General features: G+C 70.5%; 12 protein-coding genes and 1 pseudogene. 6 read left to right on the top strand and 7 right to left on the bottom strand.

Going from position 1 to position 13,032, the window contains the following annotated elements; genetic code table 11:
* Positions 1-21 precede the first annotated feature (21 nt).
* The gene (locus J7I97_RS25890; protein ID WP_251059170.1) at positions 22-1,242 is read right to left on the bottom strand and encodes a glutamate--cysteine ligase; all 1,221 of its coding nucleotides are present in this window, start codon (positions 1,240-1,242) and stop codon (positions 22-24) included.
* Between the two features lie 224 nt (positions 1,243-1,466).
* On the opposite strand from J7I97_RS25890, the gene J7I97_RS25885 reads away from it, so the two are divergent.
* Positions 1,467-3,896 carry a SpoIIE family protein phosphatase gene (locus J7I97_RS25885; RefSeq protein ID WP_214938991.1) on the top strand — a complete coding sequence of 810 codons (2,430 nt, stop codon included), beginning with the start codon at positions 1,467-1,469 and terminating at the stop codon, positions 3,894-3,896.
* A 64-nt stretch (positions 3,897-3,960) separates the two neighbouring features.
* Here J7I97_RS25885 and J7I97_RS25880 read toward each other — a convergent pair.
* From J7I97_RS25880 to J7I97_RS38880, 5 genes and pseudogenes are all read right to left on the bottom strand, one after another.
* Positions 3,961-4,047 (bottom strand): annotated as a pseudogene (locus J7I97_RS25880) (hemerythrin domain-containing protein); the annotation flags it as partial.
* A 340-nt stretch (positions 4,048-4,387) separates the two neighbouring features.
* Positions 4,388-5,239 (bottom strand): SDR family oxidoreductase, encoded by an 852-nt coding sequence (locus J7I97_RS25875; protein ID WP_214939109.1) that lies wholly within the window; start codon positions 5,237-5,239, stop codon positions 4,388-4,390.
* A 126-nt stretch (positions 5,240-5,365) separates the two neighbouring features.
* A complete protein-coding gene (locus tag J7I97_RS40425) occupies positions 5,366-5,803 on the bottom strand; it encodes an STAS domain-containing protein (protein WP_214938989.1) in 438 nt (145 codons plus the stop codon).
* Between the two features lie 86 nt (positions 5,804-5,889).
* Positions 5,890-6,303, bottom strand: coding sequence for an ATP-binding protein (locus J7I97_RS25865; RefSeq protein ID WP_214938987.1), 414 nt, complete (start codon positions 6,301-6,303; stop codon positions 5,890-5,892).
* A 368-nt stretch (positions 6,304-6,671) separates the two neighbouring features.
* Entirely contained in the window at positions 6,672-7,376 is a 705-nt protein-coding gene (locus tag J7I97_RS38880; RefSeq protein ID WP_308369369.1) for a UdgX family uracil-DNA binding protein, read from the bottom strand.
* Positions 7,377-7,807: 431 nt separating this feature from the next.
* On the opposite strand from J7I97_RS38880, the gene J7I97_RS25855 reads away from it, so the two are divergent.
* Positions 7,808-8,125: a hypothetical protein gene (locus J7I97_RS25855; protein ID WP_214938982.1), complete on the top strand. Its 318-nt coding sequence runs from the start codon at positions 7,808-7,810 to the stop codon at positions 8,123-8,125.
* A gap of 198 nt (positions 8,126-8,323) precedes the next feature.
* Positions 8,324-8,635 carry a DUF6479 family protein gene (locus J7I97_RS25850; RefSeq protein WP_214938980.1) on the top strand — a complete coding sequence of 104 codons (312 nt, stop codon included), beginning with the start codon at positions 8,324-8,326 and terminating at the stop codon, positions 8,633-8,635.
* Positions 8,636-8,781: 146 nt separating this feature from the next.
* Here J7I97_RS25850 and J7I97_RS25845 read toward each other — a convergent pair whose 3' ends face one another.
* Positions 8,782-9,111: a CBS domain-containing protein gene (locus J7I97_RS25845; RefSeq protein ID WP_374195514.1), complete on the bottom strand. Its 330-nt coding sequence runs from the start codon at positions 9,109-9,111 to the stop codon at positions 8,782-8,784.
* Positions 9,112-9,272: 161 nt separating this feature from the next.
* Between J7I97_RS25845 and J7I97_RS25840 the strand changes: the two genes are divergently transcribed.
* From J7I97_RS25840 to J7I97_RS25830, 3 genes are all read left to right on the top strand, one after another.
* Positions 9,273-11,060, top strand: coding sequence for a thiamine pyrophosphate-requiring protein (locus J7I97_RS25840; RefSeq protein WP_214938974.1), 1,788 nt, complete (start codon positions 9,273-9,275; stop codon positions 11,058-11,060).
* Between the two features lie 810 nt (positions 11,061-11,870).
* Entirely contained in the window at positions 11,871-12,530 is a 660-nt protein-coding gene (locus tag J7I97_RS25835; protein ID WP_214938971.1) for a phosphoribosyltransferase, read from the top strand.
* 34 nt (positions 12,531-12,564) lie between these two features.
* Positions 12,565-12,984 (top strand): CBS domain-containing protein, encoded by a 420-nt coding sequence (locus J7I97_RS25830; protein WP_214938968.1) that lies wholly within the window; start codon positions 12,565-12,567, stop codon positions 12,982-12,984.
* Positions 12,985-13,032: the final 48 nt, after the last annotated feature.

Below are 13,032 nucleotides of genomic sequence, written 5' to 3'. Positions count from 1 at the left end.
GTGCCGAGTGGCTTGGGAGGTTCAGGTGTTGGTGGTGGCTTCGGCGAGTTGGTCGACGACGGTGTGTAGGCGGTGGGTGCGGTCGTATGTGTCGCGTTGGCGGTCGGCGCCGGTGCCTTTGTGGCGGTGGGTGAGGAGGTGGTGGATGTGTGTGAGGTCGCCTGCGGTGTGCAGTCCTGGTGTGGCGGCTGTGACGAGGGCTGCGGTGAGGGTTTGGGCGGGCACGGTCGTGCCGGTGAGGGGGTCGAGGGCTGGGCCTGTGGAGCCGTAGCGGGCGGCGTATTGGTGTGCGGCGCGTAGTCGTGCTGGGGGGATGGCGGGGGGTGGGCTGCCTTGTTCGGTTTCGGCGAGGATGGTGGCGCACAGGCCTCGTAGGAGTAGTGCGATGAGGATGGTGGTGTCGAGGTCGGCGTTGACGTCTGTGACGCGGAATTCGACGGTGGGGTGGTGTTCGGAGGGGCGGGCGTACCAGTAGATCATTCGGCGGTCCATGAGGATGCCGGAGGCTACTAGTGCGTCGGCGGTGTTTTCGTAGGTGTCTAGGTTCAGGAGTGGGGCGGGGCCGGCGGTGGGCCAGCGGCTGAATTCGAGGCTTCGCCAGCTGGCGTAGCCGCTGTCGATGCCGCCGTTGAAGGGGGAGTTGACGGCGAGGGCTTGGAGGGTGGGGAGCCAGGGTCGGACGTGGTTGGCGAGGTGGAGTGCTTGGGCGCGGTTGGTGGTGCCGATGTGGACGTGGCAGCCGCAGACGATGCCGAGGGTGCCGTCGACGAGTGCGCTGAATTGTTGTGCCATGCGGTGGTAGCGGGTGGTGTTGGTGACGGGGATGGGGTCGTGTGGGGGTATGACGGGGGTGCCGGAGGCGACGAGGAGGCAGCCGGATTCGTGTGCTGCGTCGGCGAGGGTGGTGCGTAGGGCGGTGAGCTGGGTGCGGAGGTCGGTTGCGGTGGCTGTGGGCTGTGTGCAGATTTCGGCCATGCAGCTGTAGAACTCGGCCTGTATCTGGTTTCCGAGGGTGGTGGAGGCTGCCTGGATTACGGGTGCGGCGCGGTTTACGGGTGCGCGGGTGAGGCGGTCGACCAGGAGGAACTCTTCCTCGACGCCCATGGTGGACACGATGGGCTGGCCACTGTTTGGGCGGGTGGGGCCGGGCATGGCTCCCGCTTCCGCTTCGGGGGTGCCGCCGCTGGTGCCACTGGTGCCGCCGGTGCCGTTCCCACCGTGTCTGACCTCGGTGATAGCCATGCACGGCGTCTAACCCGCAGGGCCGGTCCGAAACCAGCCGCGGCAAGGCCACCGCGGCCTACTCGGGTAAATGATTCAGAGAAAGGATTCAGACCGGACGGCCCGGCGCGAGGCCGCAAGCCGGACGGCCTGGACGCGTTCTGTGAGGCCTTCGTGGCAGTCTTCGGAGGCTGATCGAAGCCACATTCCCCGCCCGGCACCCGCGACCGTGCCATGCTCGAAGGGTGCAGACGGATCCGACCGGCCCCAGCGATGGTGCGCCGCCCGAGGTACTGGCCCTGGCAAAGGTCGTGGCCAGGCTCCGGGCCGAGGTGGCGGAGCTGGAAGGTCTTCTTTCCACCGCGGCGGTACTGGAGCGGGCCAAGGGCCTGCTGATGGCCCGGGAGGGGCTCTCGGCCGACGCGGCGTACGAGGCGCTGATCCGACGGGCCGGGCTACACGGCAGGACCCTGTTGGAGGAATGCTGGATCACCCTCGGCGGGATCCGGTCGAGGGCCACCCCATCACCCCCGACGCCTCTCGCGGTAACCGTCTGCGCCGGTCCGGCCGCGGACGGCGATGGCAGCGGCGACGGCGACGGGTCGGTCTTCAGCTCCGGCCGCTATCTCACCAGCGGCCGCGGCGGCGCCGGCTCGCGCGCGCTCCTGGCAAGCCTGGCGGCTTCGCTGGCCGCTGCCCGGAGCGCGGACGACGCCGCGCGGTTCCTGCACGAGACGCTGCGCGTCCCCCTCGGGGTGGACGGCGTGATGATCTACGTGCTGGACGAGGCCGGGAGGCTGGAGCTCACCGGGCACGCCGGGATCGACGACGTGCTGGCCGCGCAGTGGCGGGACATTCCGCCGTTCCCCGGCGTCGCTGCCCTGGAGGTGATCACCTCCCGCGAGCCTCGATGGCTGGAGGACCCCGAGCGGGACGTCGAGAGCTACCAGGTCATCGGCCCGCCGGAGCGATGGCCCACCCGCGCGTGGATCCCCGTACTGGGCAACGGGTCCGTCACCAGCGCCATCGGATTCTTCCGGATGCTCCCCGCCCCCTTCGGCGACGCCGACCGAGCCTTGCTCCAGCAGGCCGTGCGGTTGTGCGGTGGCCCCCTGCGCGTCTTGCAGCCCCGCGAGACCGGGCCGGTGGACGAGGAGGTGGCCGCCGTCCAGAGGATCCTCGACGCCCTGACCGGTCCGGCGATCCTCCTCTCACCCCTGCGCTCGCCGGCCGGTGAGGTGGAGGACTACCGGATCGACGCGGCCGCGCCGGACTCGGTGGATGTGGCGGGCCGCCGCGGGAAGGAGCTCGTGGGCCGGAGGATTCTGGAGACCTACCCCACCGTGGCGGGAACACCTGTGTGGCAGGGCTACCTCGACGCCCTGGACACCGGGACCACCTACGAGGGCGAGCCATTCTCCTACCAGGAAGTGGCCGCCGGCGTTCGCGAGACGTCCGTCTACTCCGTGCGGGCGACGCGGCTGGCAGGCCGGCTGGTCGTCTCGTGGGTCCGCCACGACACCAGCGAACGCGAGATCCGGCGGCTGGCCACCATGCAGCGCCTGGGCAACCTCGGCTGGGCCGACTGGAATCTGACCACCGACACGATCAACTGGTCCGAGCAGCTGTACGCCATCTTCGACCGCCCGCCCGACCTGGGGCCCATGACGCTGGAAGAGCTCCCGAACCATCTCGTCGCGGACGACCTGCCGACGCTCGCCGAAGCCGTCCAGCGGCTGCTGGGCGAAGGGGTCCCGATCGATCAGCCCTTCCGCATCACCACCGAGGGTGGAGTCCGCCACCTGCGCATCGTCGCCGAGGCCGAGACGGACGCTAACGGCGTCCCCGTCGAGGTGCACGGTTTCTTCCAGGACCTCACACCCCAGCGGGACACCGAGCTCGCCCTGCGCGAGAGCGAGCGGGCCGTACTCGTCCAGCGAGGCATGCTCCAGGCCGAACGGGCGATCGCCGCGCGCCTCCAGCACGCTCTGCTGCCCATCCCGGAGCAGTCGATCGAACTGGTGGGACTGCGCGTCGACATCGCCTACATGCCCTCGGACAGCGGAGTCAATGTCGGAGGCGACTGGTACAGCGCCATCGAACTCCCGGACAAAAGCGCCTTCTTCGTCGTCGGGGACGTCGCGGGCCACGGGCTCGACGCCGTCGGGACCATGGCCCAACTGCGGTTCACCGCAAAGGGCATGATCATCACCGGCTCGGCCCTGCCCGATGCCATGGGCCGGCTCAACACGCTTCTCCTGCACACGGCCGCCACCACGGCCACCATGATCATGGCGCGCTACTGGCCGGCGGAGCGGCGCCTGGCCTGGGTGCGGGCCGGGCATCTGCCGCCCCTGCTGATCCGCGGTGGCGAGGCGCGATACCTTCCCCTGCCCGAAGGAAGCCTCCTCGGAGCGTCCTTCGACTCCCTGTACGTACAGGAGACGCTCGACCTGGAGCCCGGCGACCACCTGCTCCTGTACACCGACGGGCTCATCGAAGTCCCGGGGGAGAGCATAGACAAGGGACTCGACCGCCTCGTGGAGGCAGCCGCCCTGGCCATGGGCGGTGGGACCCCGGAACCGCTGGCACAGCTCCTGTCGGCCCTTCAATCCGCGGGCCGTGACGACGTGTGCGTCCTGGACATCCATGTACCGCGGGGCACGTGCGACTGAGGTGACCCGCGGCCGCGGCCCCCTCCCTGGGATGGGGAGTGGGCGGCGGCCGTTGCGGCGTGGCTCAGGAGTCTTTGCCGCGGCCGCTCATCATGTCGCGGAGGCGGTCGACGAGGCCGATGCCGGGGGCGAGGAGATTGTTGGCCGGTGGTTGTGTGGTGCGCAACGATTTCAGCCATCTCATTCCAATTGGGGTGATGTGGTCGTTACCGTGGCGTTCTCGTTCCCCGAAACCAGCCGGATGGCCCGCCCGTGCCCACAGACCTCTCCCTGTCCCCGCTCATAGCGGCGACGACGCACTGGCTGACCCGCGCCTACCCGTCCGGTGGCGGCGCATTCCAGCGCGCCTGACGGAGGCGCAGGCCCGCCAGGCTGTCACGCTCGCCGCCTGGCTGCGCAGCCCTCATGGACCGTCTGGCAGCCGGCACCGCGCCCACGGGCTGACGGGCTGACGGGCTGACCGGGCTGGCGGGCCAGACAGGCCGGCGGGTTCAGGGCAGGGGTGTCCCGCCTGTCGCGTTCAGGATCTCGGCGGTGATGTAGCTCGCCCTGGAGGACGCGAGGAATACGTACGCGGGAGCCATCTCCGCCGGCTGCGCGGCGCGCCCCAGCGGACTCTGCTTGCCGAACTCCGTGGTGTCCGGCATGGTCGCCGGGATCAGCGGAGTCCAGACGGGCCCGGGGGCCACGGCGTTGACCCGGATCCCGTCCGAGGCCACCATCTGGGCCAGGCCCTGGGTGAAGGTGACGATGGCGCCCTTGGTCATTGCGTAGTCCAGGAGCGCCGGGCTCGGCTTGTAGGCCTGCACGGACGTGGTGTTGATGATGCTGGCGCCGGCGGACATGTGGGGGAGGGCCCCCTTGGAGAGCCAGAACATGGCGTAGAGGTTGGTCCGCACGACGCGGTCGAACTGCTCCGTGGTGATGGCGGAAATCCCGTCCGGCTGGGCCATCTGGTACGCGGCGTTGTTGACCAGGATGTCGATGCGGCCGAACTCGGCGACCGCGTGGTCGATCACCGTCCGGCACTGTTCTTCTTCCCTGATGTCGCAGGGCACCGCCACTGCCTTGCGGCCCGCCTCCTCCACCAGGCGCATGGTCTGGTCGGCGTCCTCCGCTTCCTCGGGGAGGTAGGTGAAGAGGACGTCGGCCCCCTCGCGGGCGTAAGCGAGCGCCACTGCCCGGCCGATGCCCGAGTCGCCGCCCGTGATCACCGCCTTGCGGTCCAGGAGCAGCCCGGTACCGCGGTAGGAGCCTTCGCCGTGGTCGGGAACCGGCTCCATGGGCCGGGTGGCGCCGGGCGGCTCCTGCTCCTGCTGGGGAAAATCCGGCTGGGGATACATGGTGGTGGGGTCAGGTGCCCCACTGCCGCGTTCCGCGCTGCCGCGTTCCACACTGTCGTGTTCCGCTGCGTTGGATAGCACGAGCGCTTCTCCTTCCGGCGGTACGGCTGGGCGCCCAGCCGAAGATCACAGCGGCCGAGCGCGGGAAGTGGTCTCGCACGCTCCGGGCGGCCTCCGCGCTGCCGAGGAGACGGGCGAGTGCGGCCCGGGACCGAAGTCCCCTGGATCTCGTCGCCCAGGTCGGAGCCGGTGAGCTCGGGCGCGGGAGCCGCACCGAGTTCGGCGACGAGGCGAACGAAATGCCGGGGCTGGCGCTGCCAACCTTCGACGACGAGCGGCCTGCACTCCTTGCGGGTGCGGTGAGCTCAGTGCGAGGAGGAAGCGCAGCCCGGCGAGGTCCATGAACGTCACACCGCTTATGTCCACCACAACGGCCGCCCCGGCCGGCAGGGACCCCAGCACGGCATCGAGAGCGCGCTCTGCCGAGAAGTCGATCTCCCCTGCGAAGGTGATCGTCAGTGTGTCGCCGGCGCGGTCGACCGTGATCTCGAAGAAGGATTCCATGGCGGTGTTTCTTTGTATCCGGGACCTGCTCCTCCCCTTGTGGCGCCTGCCCGTCTCGTCGGATTTAACCGAAGCGGGGGCACGTGTCACCCGGCGATCGCGATGCAGGCATGAATGCACTTTCCGCCGGTGGATGTGGGCATAACGCTGACCTCATGGGCGACGTGGCGGATGAGGATCCAGCCCCAGCCTCCGCTGCCGTCGTAGTGGGGCGGCCGGGTCTCGGGTGGGGTGGAGCTGCTGTCGGTGACGTCGATGTCGAGCAGCCCCTCATGCAGGTCGAGGTCGAGGCTGCACGGGCCGTCGGTGTGCCGGACGGCGTTGGTGACGAGCTCGGTCACGATCAGGACAGCGGCGTCCACGGCTGCCGGGACCACCGGCTGCCCGTGGTTGCTGGCACTGCGCAGAAACCGAGAGGTCGCGTCGCGGGCGCGGCTGGCGGCGCTGACGTCAGGCGGCAGGTCGAGGTGCCTTGGTGGGTGCTGGTATGAGGGAGTCATCGGAGGCTCCGGGTGAAGTGTGCACTCTTTCTCTTGTAAAGGCGCATGCCCGGCATTGGCGACCCATACACAGCCGTGCCCGGGGTTCGGCGTCTTCTCTCCGAGCCTGCACGCGCGCAGCAGGTCCGGTACGGACATCACGGGGATACCGGCGTGGGTGCGGGGTAGCCGCCCGGAGGGAAAGGGAGAGCTGCACGGCAGGCGTGCCCGCCGGGCCGGGAAGTGCGAGGAGGAGGCGCATGGCAACGCCCCGTTCGCCGGCCGAATACCTCGCCGGCGTAACTTCTCAACCCCGACCCGCGCCGGGCCGGGGGGAGGACGAGGGCCTGATGGCGAGGACCTGATGGGGGGTCATCACACGGAAGCGCTCACCGAAGGGCGTCAGCGGCCACGCGTAGGTCCGAGACGAGCCCCCGGAAGGCCGCCTCCCGGTCGTCGGACCGAAGCACCGAGGACGGGTGGACCGTCGCCAGCAGCTGTCCGTGCCACCGGGTCGCCGCATCGCCCTCCAAGGCGGGCATCGGCCGCAGTACGCCGCGGTGTTCGCCTACCCGGAAGGAGTTGCCGAGCAGGGCCTTGCCGGCAGTGCCGCCCAGTACGACGACCACCTCGGGGGCGACCGTGCGCAGTTCGGCCGTGAGCCAGGGACGGCAGGCGGTCATCTCGCGCAGGCTCGGGGCCTTGTGGATGCGCCGCTTGCCGTGGCCCGCCGCCGTCGTGAACTTGAAGTGCTTGACCGCGTTCGTGACGTACACGCTCTCCTCGCCCAGCCCCGCCTCTCCGAGCGCCCGGTACAGCAGGCGCCCCGCCGGGCCCACGAAGGGTTCGCCCTGACGGTCCTCCTGATCGCCCGGCTGCTCCCCGACCAGAACCAGCCGGGCGTGCGCGGAGCCGGCCCCGAACACGGTCTGGGTGGCGTCCTCGAACAGAGGGCAGCCCTGGCAGTCGGCGGCGGCCCGCCGCAGGCCCGGGAGCCCACCGCGCCGTGGCAGATAGGGGCTCGCGTCGTATGCGTCGCCCGTGCTCCCCTGGGTGCCGGGGTGGGCCTTGGCAGCTGCGTCCGTGGCGTTCACGGGTACCACCTCCCAGCCACGCCCCGTCGTGCGTACCTCTGGCGGCACGTACGACAGAGGCGGCGGCAGTCGTCTGCTTCCCGCCGACGGAGCAGGCCCTCCTTGGCCCTCCAGGCCGCCGGCGCTGCCGTGGCTCCGGCCGGCCGATGGCTCCGCCCCTGGCGGGTACCCGCCGCAGGGCCGCCCATTCACCGCGGCCCTGGGCCTCCTCGCCCCTACGGGGGTGCGCTGGACGGGTGACGCGGGCCGTGGTGCGGTGGCTGAGCCCGTGACACCGCTCGCCGCGCGGGCCGGCGCTCTTGGTCGCAGTCCCGGAGGGGCAACCATCGCCAGGCGCGGGAGGACCGTAGTCGGCGGTGGCGGGTTCGGCCGAATGCCGGGATGGGGCGCGGGGTGAGATTTTCCCCGCCGTGGTCGGGCACCTGTGTTCCATGACCCTTTACGTCGTCACCATCCCCGGCACCCTTCTCACCGGCCTGACCCCCGAGGCGCTTTCGGAACTCGGCCGTGCGCTGCGCGGATCCGACCCCCGGGAGACAGACCTGGGAGCGGCCGAAGACCTGGATCTCCTCACCTTCTATCCGGACTCGTCGGCCTTCAGCCTGCGCCTCGAGGTCGAGGCTGCCGATACGGCCACGGCAGAGGCCGAAGCCCGGAACCTGGCCACCACGGCCCTGCGCAGCGTTGGGCTGTCCGCGGAAGCCGCGCCGCTGGGGGACCCGGTGATCACCGGAATCGCGGGGGCTTGAGGTGGGGGAGCGCGGCGGCTCCCGGATGTCCGCGCACCCCGAGCACCACCTGGAGCGCTGCTGGAGCGCTGCTGGAGCGCGGCCGATGCCGGTCCGGTCCCGGCGTCGTAGCCGTTTCGCCGGTCCGGCCACGGGCAGCCGCGTCGGTGAGGAAGCTCCGGGCTTCGTGCCGGGAGAACCGACCGGGAAGGCATCGAGATGTTGAACTCTTCCGCCGTGCTCGGCGTGGGCGGCGCTGGCAGCGCCTTCGCCTCAGTGATCGGTTTGCTCGTCGTCCTTCTGCTGATCGGCGCCGTGTGGTGGGGTGTCCGCCGGCGCCGTGCCGAGCCCGCGCCGCCGCGGCCTGGAGAGCAGCCGCGTCGGCCCGCCCGCCGGCACATCGAGGAACCGCGCGAGGCCGACCGCAATGGCTTTCCCGCCGACGGCGGCCGCCGCACCGCGCACGAGATGAAGGGCTACGGGAACTTCGGCTCGCAACCACGGGGAACGGTCGGTCCGGACGACCGGTGAACATCACCTCCTGGGGGCGCCCCGGCCATGGCTGGGGCGCTCCTCCCCGTGGAACCGGACTGCCGCGCCGCCGGGCCCGCAGGGGACTCGTGGGCCGTTCGGTACAGAGCCGGGCGCAGGAATCACCCGCGCCCGGCGAAAGCGTGTCAGCTGGAGATGGCTTCGAGGAGGTCGCCGACCTTCGGATCGGGCAGAGCCCGGGCGACGTCGGCTTGCGCGACGATCCCGACGAGGTCGTGGCCGTCGATCACCGGCAGGCGGCGGACCTTGTGCTGGGCCATAGTGTGGAGGATTTCCCGGGCGTCGTCGTCGGCGCCGATGGTGACGGCCTCGCCCTGGGAGAGCTCGCCCGCCTTGCAGTTCGCGGGGTCCTTGCCGACTGCGAGCACCTTGATGACGATGTCACGGTCGGTGAGCATGCCCTTCAGCTTGTGGTCGGTCCGCGACATCTTCTGCCCGGCATCCCCACCACCCAGCCCGGCGCGACGCGTCCCTGATCCGGGATACAGGCTTCACATCGCTGCCCGGCTCCCGCGCGGCACGTTTGTGCGGGCCCTCAGCGGTTAGCCGCCGTACAAGGGTGCTCATCACGTTCCCGGCTTCGAGGGGCCGGGCCGCCGGGAAGGGGATTCGTGCGATGAAGGTCTCGGATCATGTGCTGGAGCGGCTGCGCGAGTGGTCCGTCGAACATGTCTTCGGCTATCCCGGTGACGGGATCAACGGCCTGCTCGCGGCCTGGGGCCGGGCCGACAACCAGCCGCGGTTCATCCAGGCCCGGCATGAGGAGATGGCCGCGTTCCAGGCGGTGGGCTACGCGAAGTACTCCGACCGGACCGGCGTCTGCGTCGCCACCTCCGGGCCGGGGGCGATCCACCTTCTCAACGGCCTCTACGACGCCAAGCTCGACCATGTGCCGGTCGTCGCCATCGTGGGGCAGACCGCCCGCAGCGCGCTGGGCGGGGCGTACCAGCAGGAGGTCGACCTGCTGTCCCTCTTCAAGGACGTGGCCTCGGACTTCTGCGAGATGGTGACCGTCCCGCAGCAGCTGCCCAACGTGCTGGACCGGGCGATGCGCGTGGCCGCCGCCCGGCGCACCGTCACCGCGCTGATCATCCCCGCCGATGTGCAGGACCTCCCGTACGAGCCGCCCACGCACGAGTTCAAGATGGTGCCCTCCAGCCGGGGCATGGGCCGCTTCGCACCGGTCCCGGCCGACGAGGAGCTCAGCCACTGCGCGGAGATCCTCAACGCGGGCGAGAAGGTCGCCATGCTGATCGGCCAGGGAGCACGGCACGCCCGTACCGAGGTCGAGGAAGCCGCCGAACTGCTGGGCGCGGGCGTGGCGAAGGCTCTGCTCGGCAAGGACGTACTGCCCGACACGCTGCCTTTCGTCACCGGCTCGATCGGGCTGCTGGGGACCCGGCCGTCGTACGAGATGATGCGCGACTGCGACACCCTGCTCGTGGTGGGATCCAGCTTCCCGTACAGCCAGTTCCTTCCTGAATTCGGGCAGGCGCGCGCGGTGCAGATCGACATCGAGCCGTCGATGGTCGGTCTGCGCTATCCGTTCGAGGCGAATGTCGTGGGCGACGCGGCCGAGACGCTGAAGCGCCTGGTGCCGCTGCTGGAGCGGAAGACCGACCGGTCCTGGCGGGAGGGGATCGAGAAGGCGAACGCACGCTGGTGGGAGGTGATGGAGCGGCGGGCCGAGGTCCCCGCCGACCCGCTGAACCCGGAGTATGTGGTGCACGCGCTGGACGCGCTGCTGCCCGACGACGTCATCCTGGCCGCGGATTCGGGTTCCGCCGCGAACTGGTACGCCCGGCACCTGCGGATCCGCGGAACCATGCGCGGCTCGCTCTCGGGGACCCTCGCCACGATGGGGGCGGCCGTCCCTTACGCCATCGGCGCGAAGTTCGCTTTCCCGGAGCGGCCCGCGATCGCGCTGGTGGGCGACGGTGCGATGCAGATGAACGGCATGGCGGAACTGATCACGGTGGCCAAGTACTACGGAGAGTGGTCGGATCCGCGCCTGATCGTCGCCGTACTGAACAACCAGGACCTCAACCAGGTGACCTGGGAGATGCGCGCCCTGGAAGGGATGCCGCAGTTCGAGGAGTCGCAGGCGCTGCCCGACATCCGGTACGGCGACTTCGCCGCCCAACTGGGGCTGGACGGTGAGCGGATCGAGCGGCCGCAGGACGTGGAGCCGGCCTGGCACCGCGCGCTGGCCGCAGACCGGCCCTACGTGCTCGACTTCCGCACCGACCCCTCGATTCCGCCGATTCCGCCGCATGCCACCTTCGACCAGATCAAGGCGACCGCCGAGGCGGTACTGCACGGCGACAGCGAACGCGCCGACGTGGTCCGCAAGGGCTTCAAGGCGAAGCTGCAGGAGTTCCTGCCCGGCAGCGGCAAGGATTGAGAATCCGTCATGACCCTTTTCAGGAGTACGGCCATTGCAGGCCGGGTCCGCTCGGGCGCTGTGCGAGGGGCGGCGCGGCTGACCGACAACACCGCCACGGCAGGTTCGAGCGGTCCCTGTCCCTGCTCACCGCGGGCAGCGCCCTGGTGAGCGCGGCCGAGATCTACCTGGAGCACGCCTGGGCGGGCTTCGGCAACCGCGTGATGTGGTGGCCGGTCGTCCTGGGCCCGCTGGGTGCGGCGGCCGGCGTCGCGGGCTTCCTCAGCCCGCGGGCGGCGCACACGGTGCTCCCGGCAGCCTCCGCGGCGATCCTGGCCAATGGCCTGCAGGGCACCTACCTGCACGTACGCGGAATCGCGCAGAAACCCGGCGGCTGGACCCTCCCAGCAGACGGACGAGCCCGCCGGCGCCGAGGAGCCGCCGAACCTCTGGGACCGCCGACGACCGTCGCGACCACGGGGCGCACGGACCTTTCGACTCCGAGGCGCGCGCTCGCAGCGTCCAGTGGTGGGCCACCCGCCACCGCACGGCCATTGCCGCCGCCTGCCTCGCCGCGGCGCTGGCCGCCGGGGCGCGGCGAGTCCCCACCATGTTTAGCCACTGGTGGCGGGGTTAGGCGCTGGATACAGAGGCATGGCGCCTTGGGAAGCAACAGTGTGTGGAGGTGTCTGAGATGGCACTGCCGATTCGGCACCGTGGCGGCGTTCCGGGCAGGGCGATATCCGGCATCATCTGAACGCCGTCGCATCGCTCCCTCCCTACCGAGGCGTCGTGCCGGAGGAGGGGGAACGGAAGAAGGAGGGAACCGACATGGTCACCCGGTTCGAGAACCGGCGCCAGGCCGGCCGCCGACTCGCCGAACGACTCGATGAGTCGATCGGGGCGCGGCAGGCGGCGGATGTGGTCGTCCTGGCGCTGCCCCGCGGCGGCGTGCCCGTAGCGGCCGAGGTCGCCCGCGCTCTGGAAGCGCCCCTGGACGTCGTAGTGGCCCGGAAGATAGGCGCCCCGGGACAGCCGGAGGTCGGAATCGGCGCGATCGCCGGTGAGGATCCACCCCTGTTCGACCCGCGCGCCCTGCAGATCCTCGACGTCACCGAGACCGACCTCGCCCCCACCGTCGCGCGCGAACGCGCCGAACTGCACCGGCGCGAACTTCTCTACCGCCGGGGCCGCCCGGCACCGCGCCTGGAGGGCAAGACCGTGGTCCTCGTCGACGACGGGCTCGCCACCGGTGTCACCGCCCGGGCGGCCCTGCGCCGCCTGCGGGCCGAGAACCCGGCCCGGCTGATCCTGGCTGTGCCGGTCTGCGCCCCCGAGTCCGCCGTCGAGCTTCGCCGTGAGGCCGATGACCTCATCTGCCTCGAGCAGCCACCGCTCTTCCACGCGGTCGGCCTCTGGTACGACGACTTCGACCAGGTCTCCGACCAGGAGGTGATCGACCTCCTGGAGGAGCAGCGGGCCGTCCATTGACACGAACTCCCCTCCGCAAGCGCTGGAGGACACCATGCGCCAGAAGATCCGGGAGATCATGACCGAGCATCCCGTCACGGTCGGGCCACAAACCTCCCTGCGTGACGCCGCTCGCCGCATGCGCGACGCCGACATCGGCGACGTCCTGATCACCGACGACGGCCACCTGCGCGGCCTGGTCACCGACCGCGACCTCGTCGTACGCGCCCTGGCCGAAGGCAACGACCCCGACCAGACCACCGTCGCGGAAATCTGCAGCGACGAACTCGTCAGCGTCGCCCCCGACGACGACATAGACCACGCGGTCGACCTGATGCGCGAACGTGCGCTGCGCCGGCTGCCAGTGATCGACAACGAAGAGCTGATCGGAATCGTCTCGCTCGGCGACCTCGCGATCGACCGCGACGAGCGCTCCGCACTCGCCGACATCAGCGCCGCCGAACCCAACACCTGACCGGGGCCGGCCGGCGTCATAGCGCAGCCCAGCCTGCTGAAGGGCGTA

The organism is Streptomyces sp. ISL-87 (assembly GCF_018614095.1).
Lineage (GTDB): Bacteria > Actinomycetota > Actinomycetes > Streptomycetales > Streptomycetaceae > Streptomyces.
The sequence above is the reverse complement of the archived record's forward strand: the minus strand, read 5'-3'. Positions and strand labels throughout refer to the sequence as shown.

Excerpts from the sequence above, each read along its gene's own strand:
- J7I97_RS25890 (WP_251059170.1), bottom strand. The coding sequence starts at position 1,242 with ATGGCTATCACCGAGGTCAGACACGGTGGGAACGGCACCGGCGGCACC.
- J7I97_RS25875 (WP_214939109.1), bottom strand. The coding sequence starts at position 5,239 with ATGTATCCCCAGCCGGATTTTCCCCAGCAGGAGCAGGAGCCGCCCGGC.
- J7I97_RS40425 (WP_214938989.1), bottom strand. The coding sequence starts at position 5,803 with ATGGAATCCTTCTTCGAGATCACGGTCGACCGCGCCGGCGACACACTG.
- J7I97_RS25865 (WP_214938987.1), bottom strand. The coding sequence starts at position 6,303 with ATGACTCCCTCATACCAGCACCCACCAAGGCACCTCGACCTGCCGCCT.
- J7I97_RS25855 (WP_214938982.1), top strand. The coding sequence starts at position 7,808 with ATGACCCTTTACGTCGTCACCATCCCCGGCACCCTTCTCACCGGCCTG.
- J7I97_RS25850 (WP_214938980.1), top strand. The coding sequence starts at position 8,324 with ATGTTGAACTCTTCCGCCGTGCTCGGCGTGGGCGGCGCTGGCAGCGCC.
- J7I97_RS25840 (WP_214938974.1), top strand. The coding sequence starts at position 9,273 with ATGAAGGTCTCGGATCATGTGCTGGAGCGGCTGCGCGAGTGGTCCGTC.
- J7I97_RS25835 (WP_214938971.1), top strand. The coding sequence starts at position 11,871 with ATGGTCACCCGGTTCGAGAACCGGCGCCAGGCCGGCCGCCGACTCGCC.
- J7I97_RS25830 (WP_214938968.1), top strand. The coding sequence starts at position 12,565 with ATGCGCCAGAAGATCCGGGAGATCATGACCGAGCATCCCGTCACGGTC.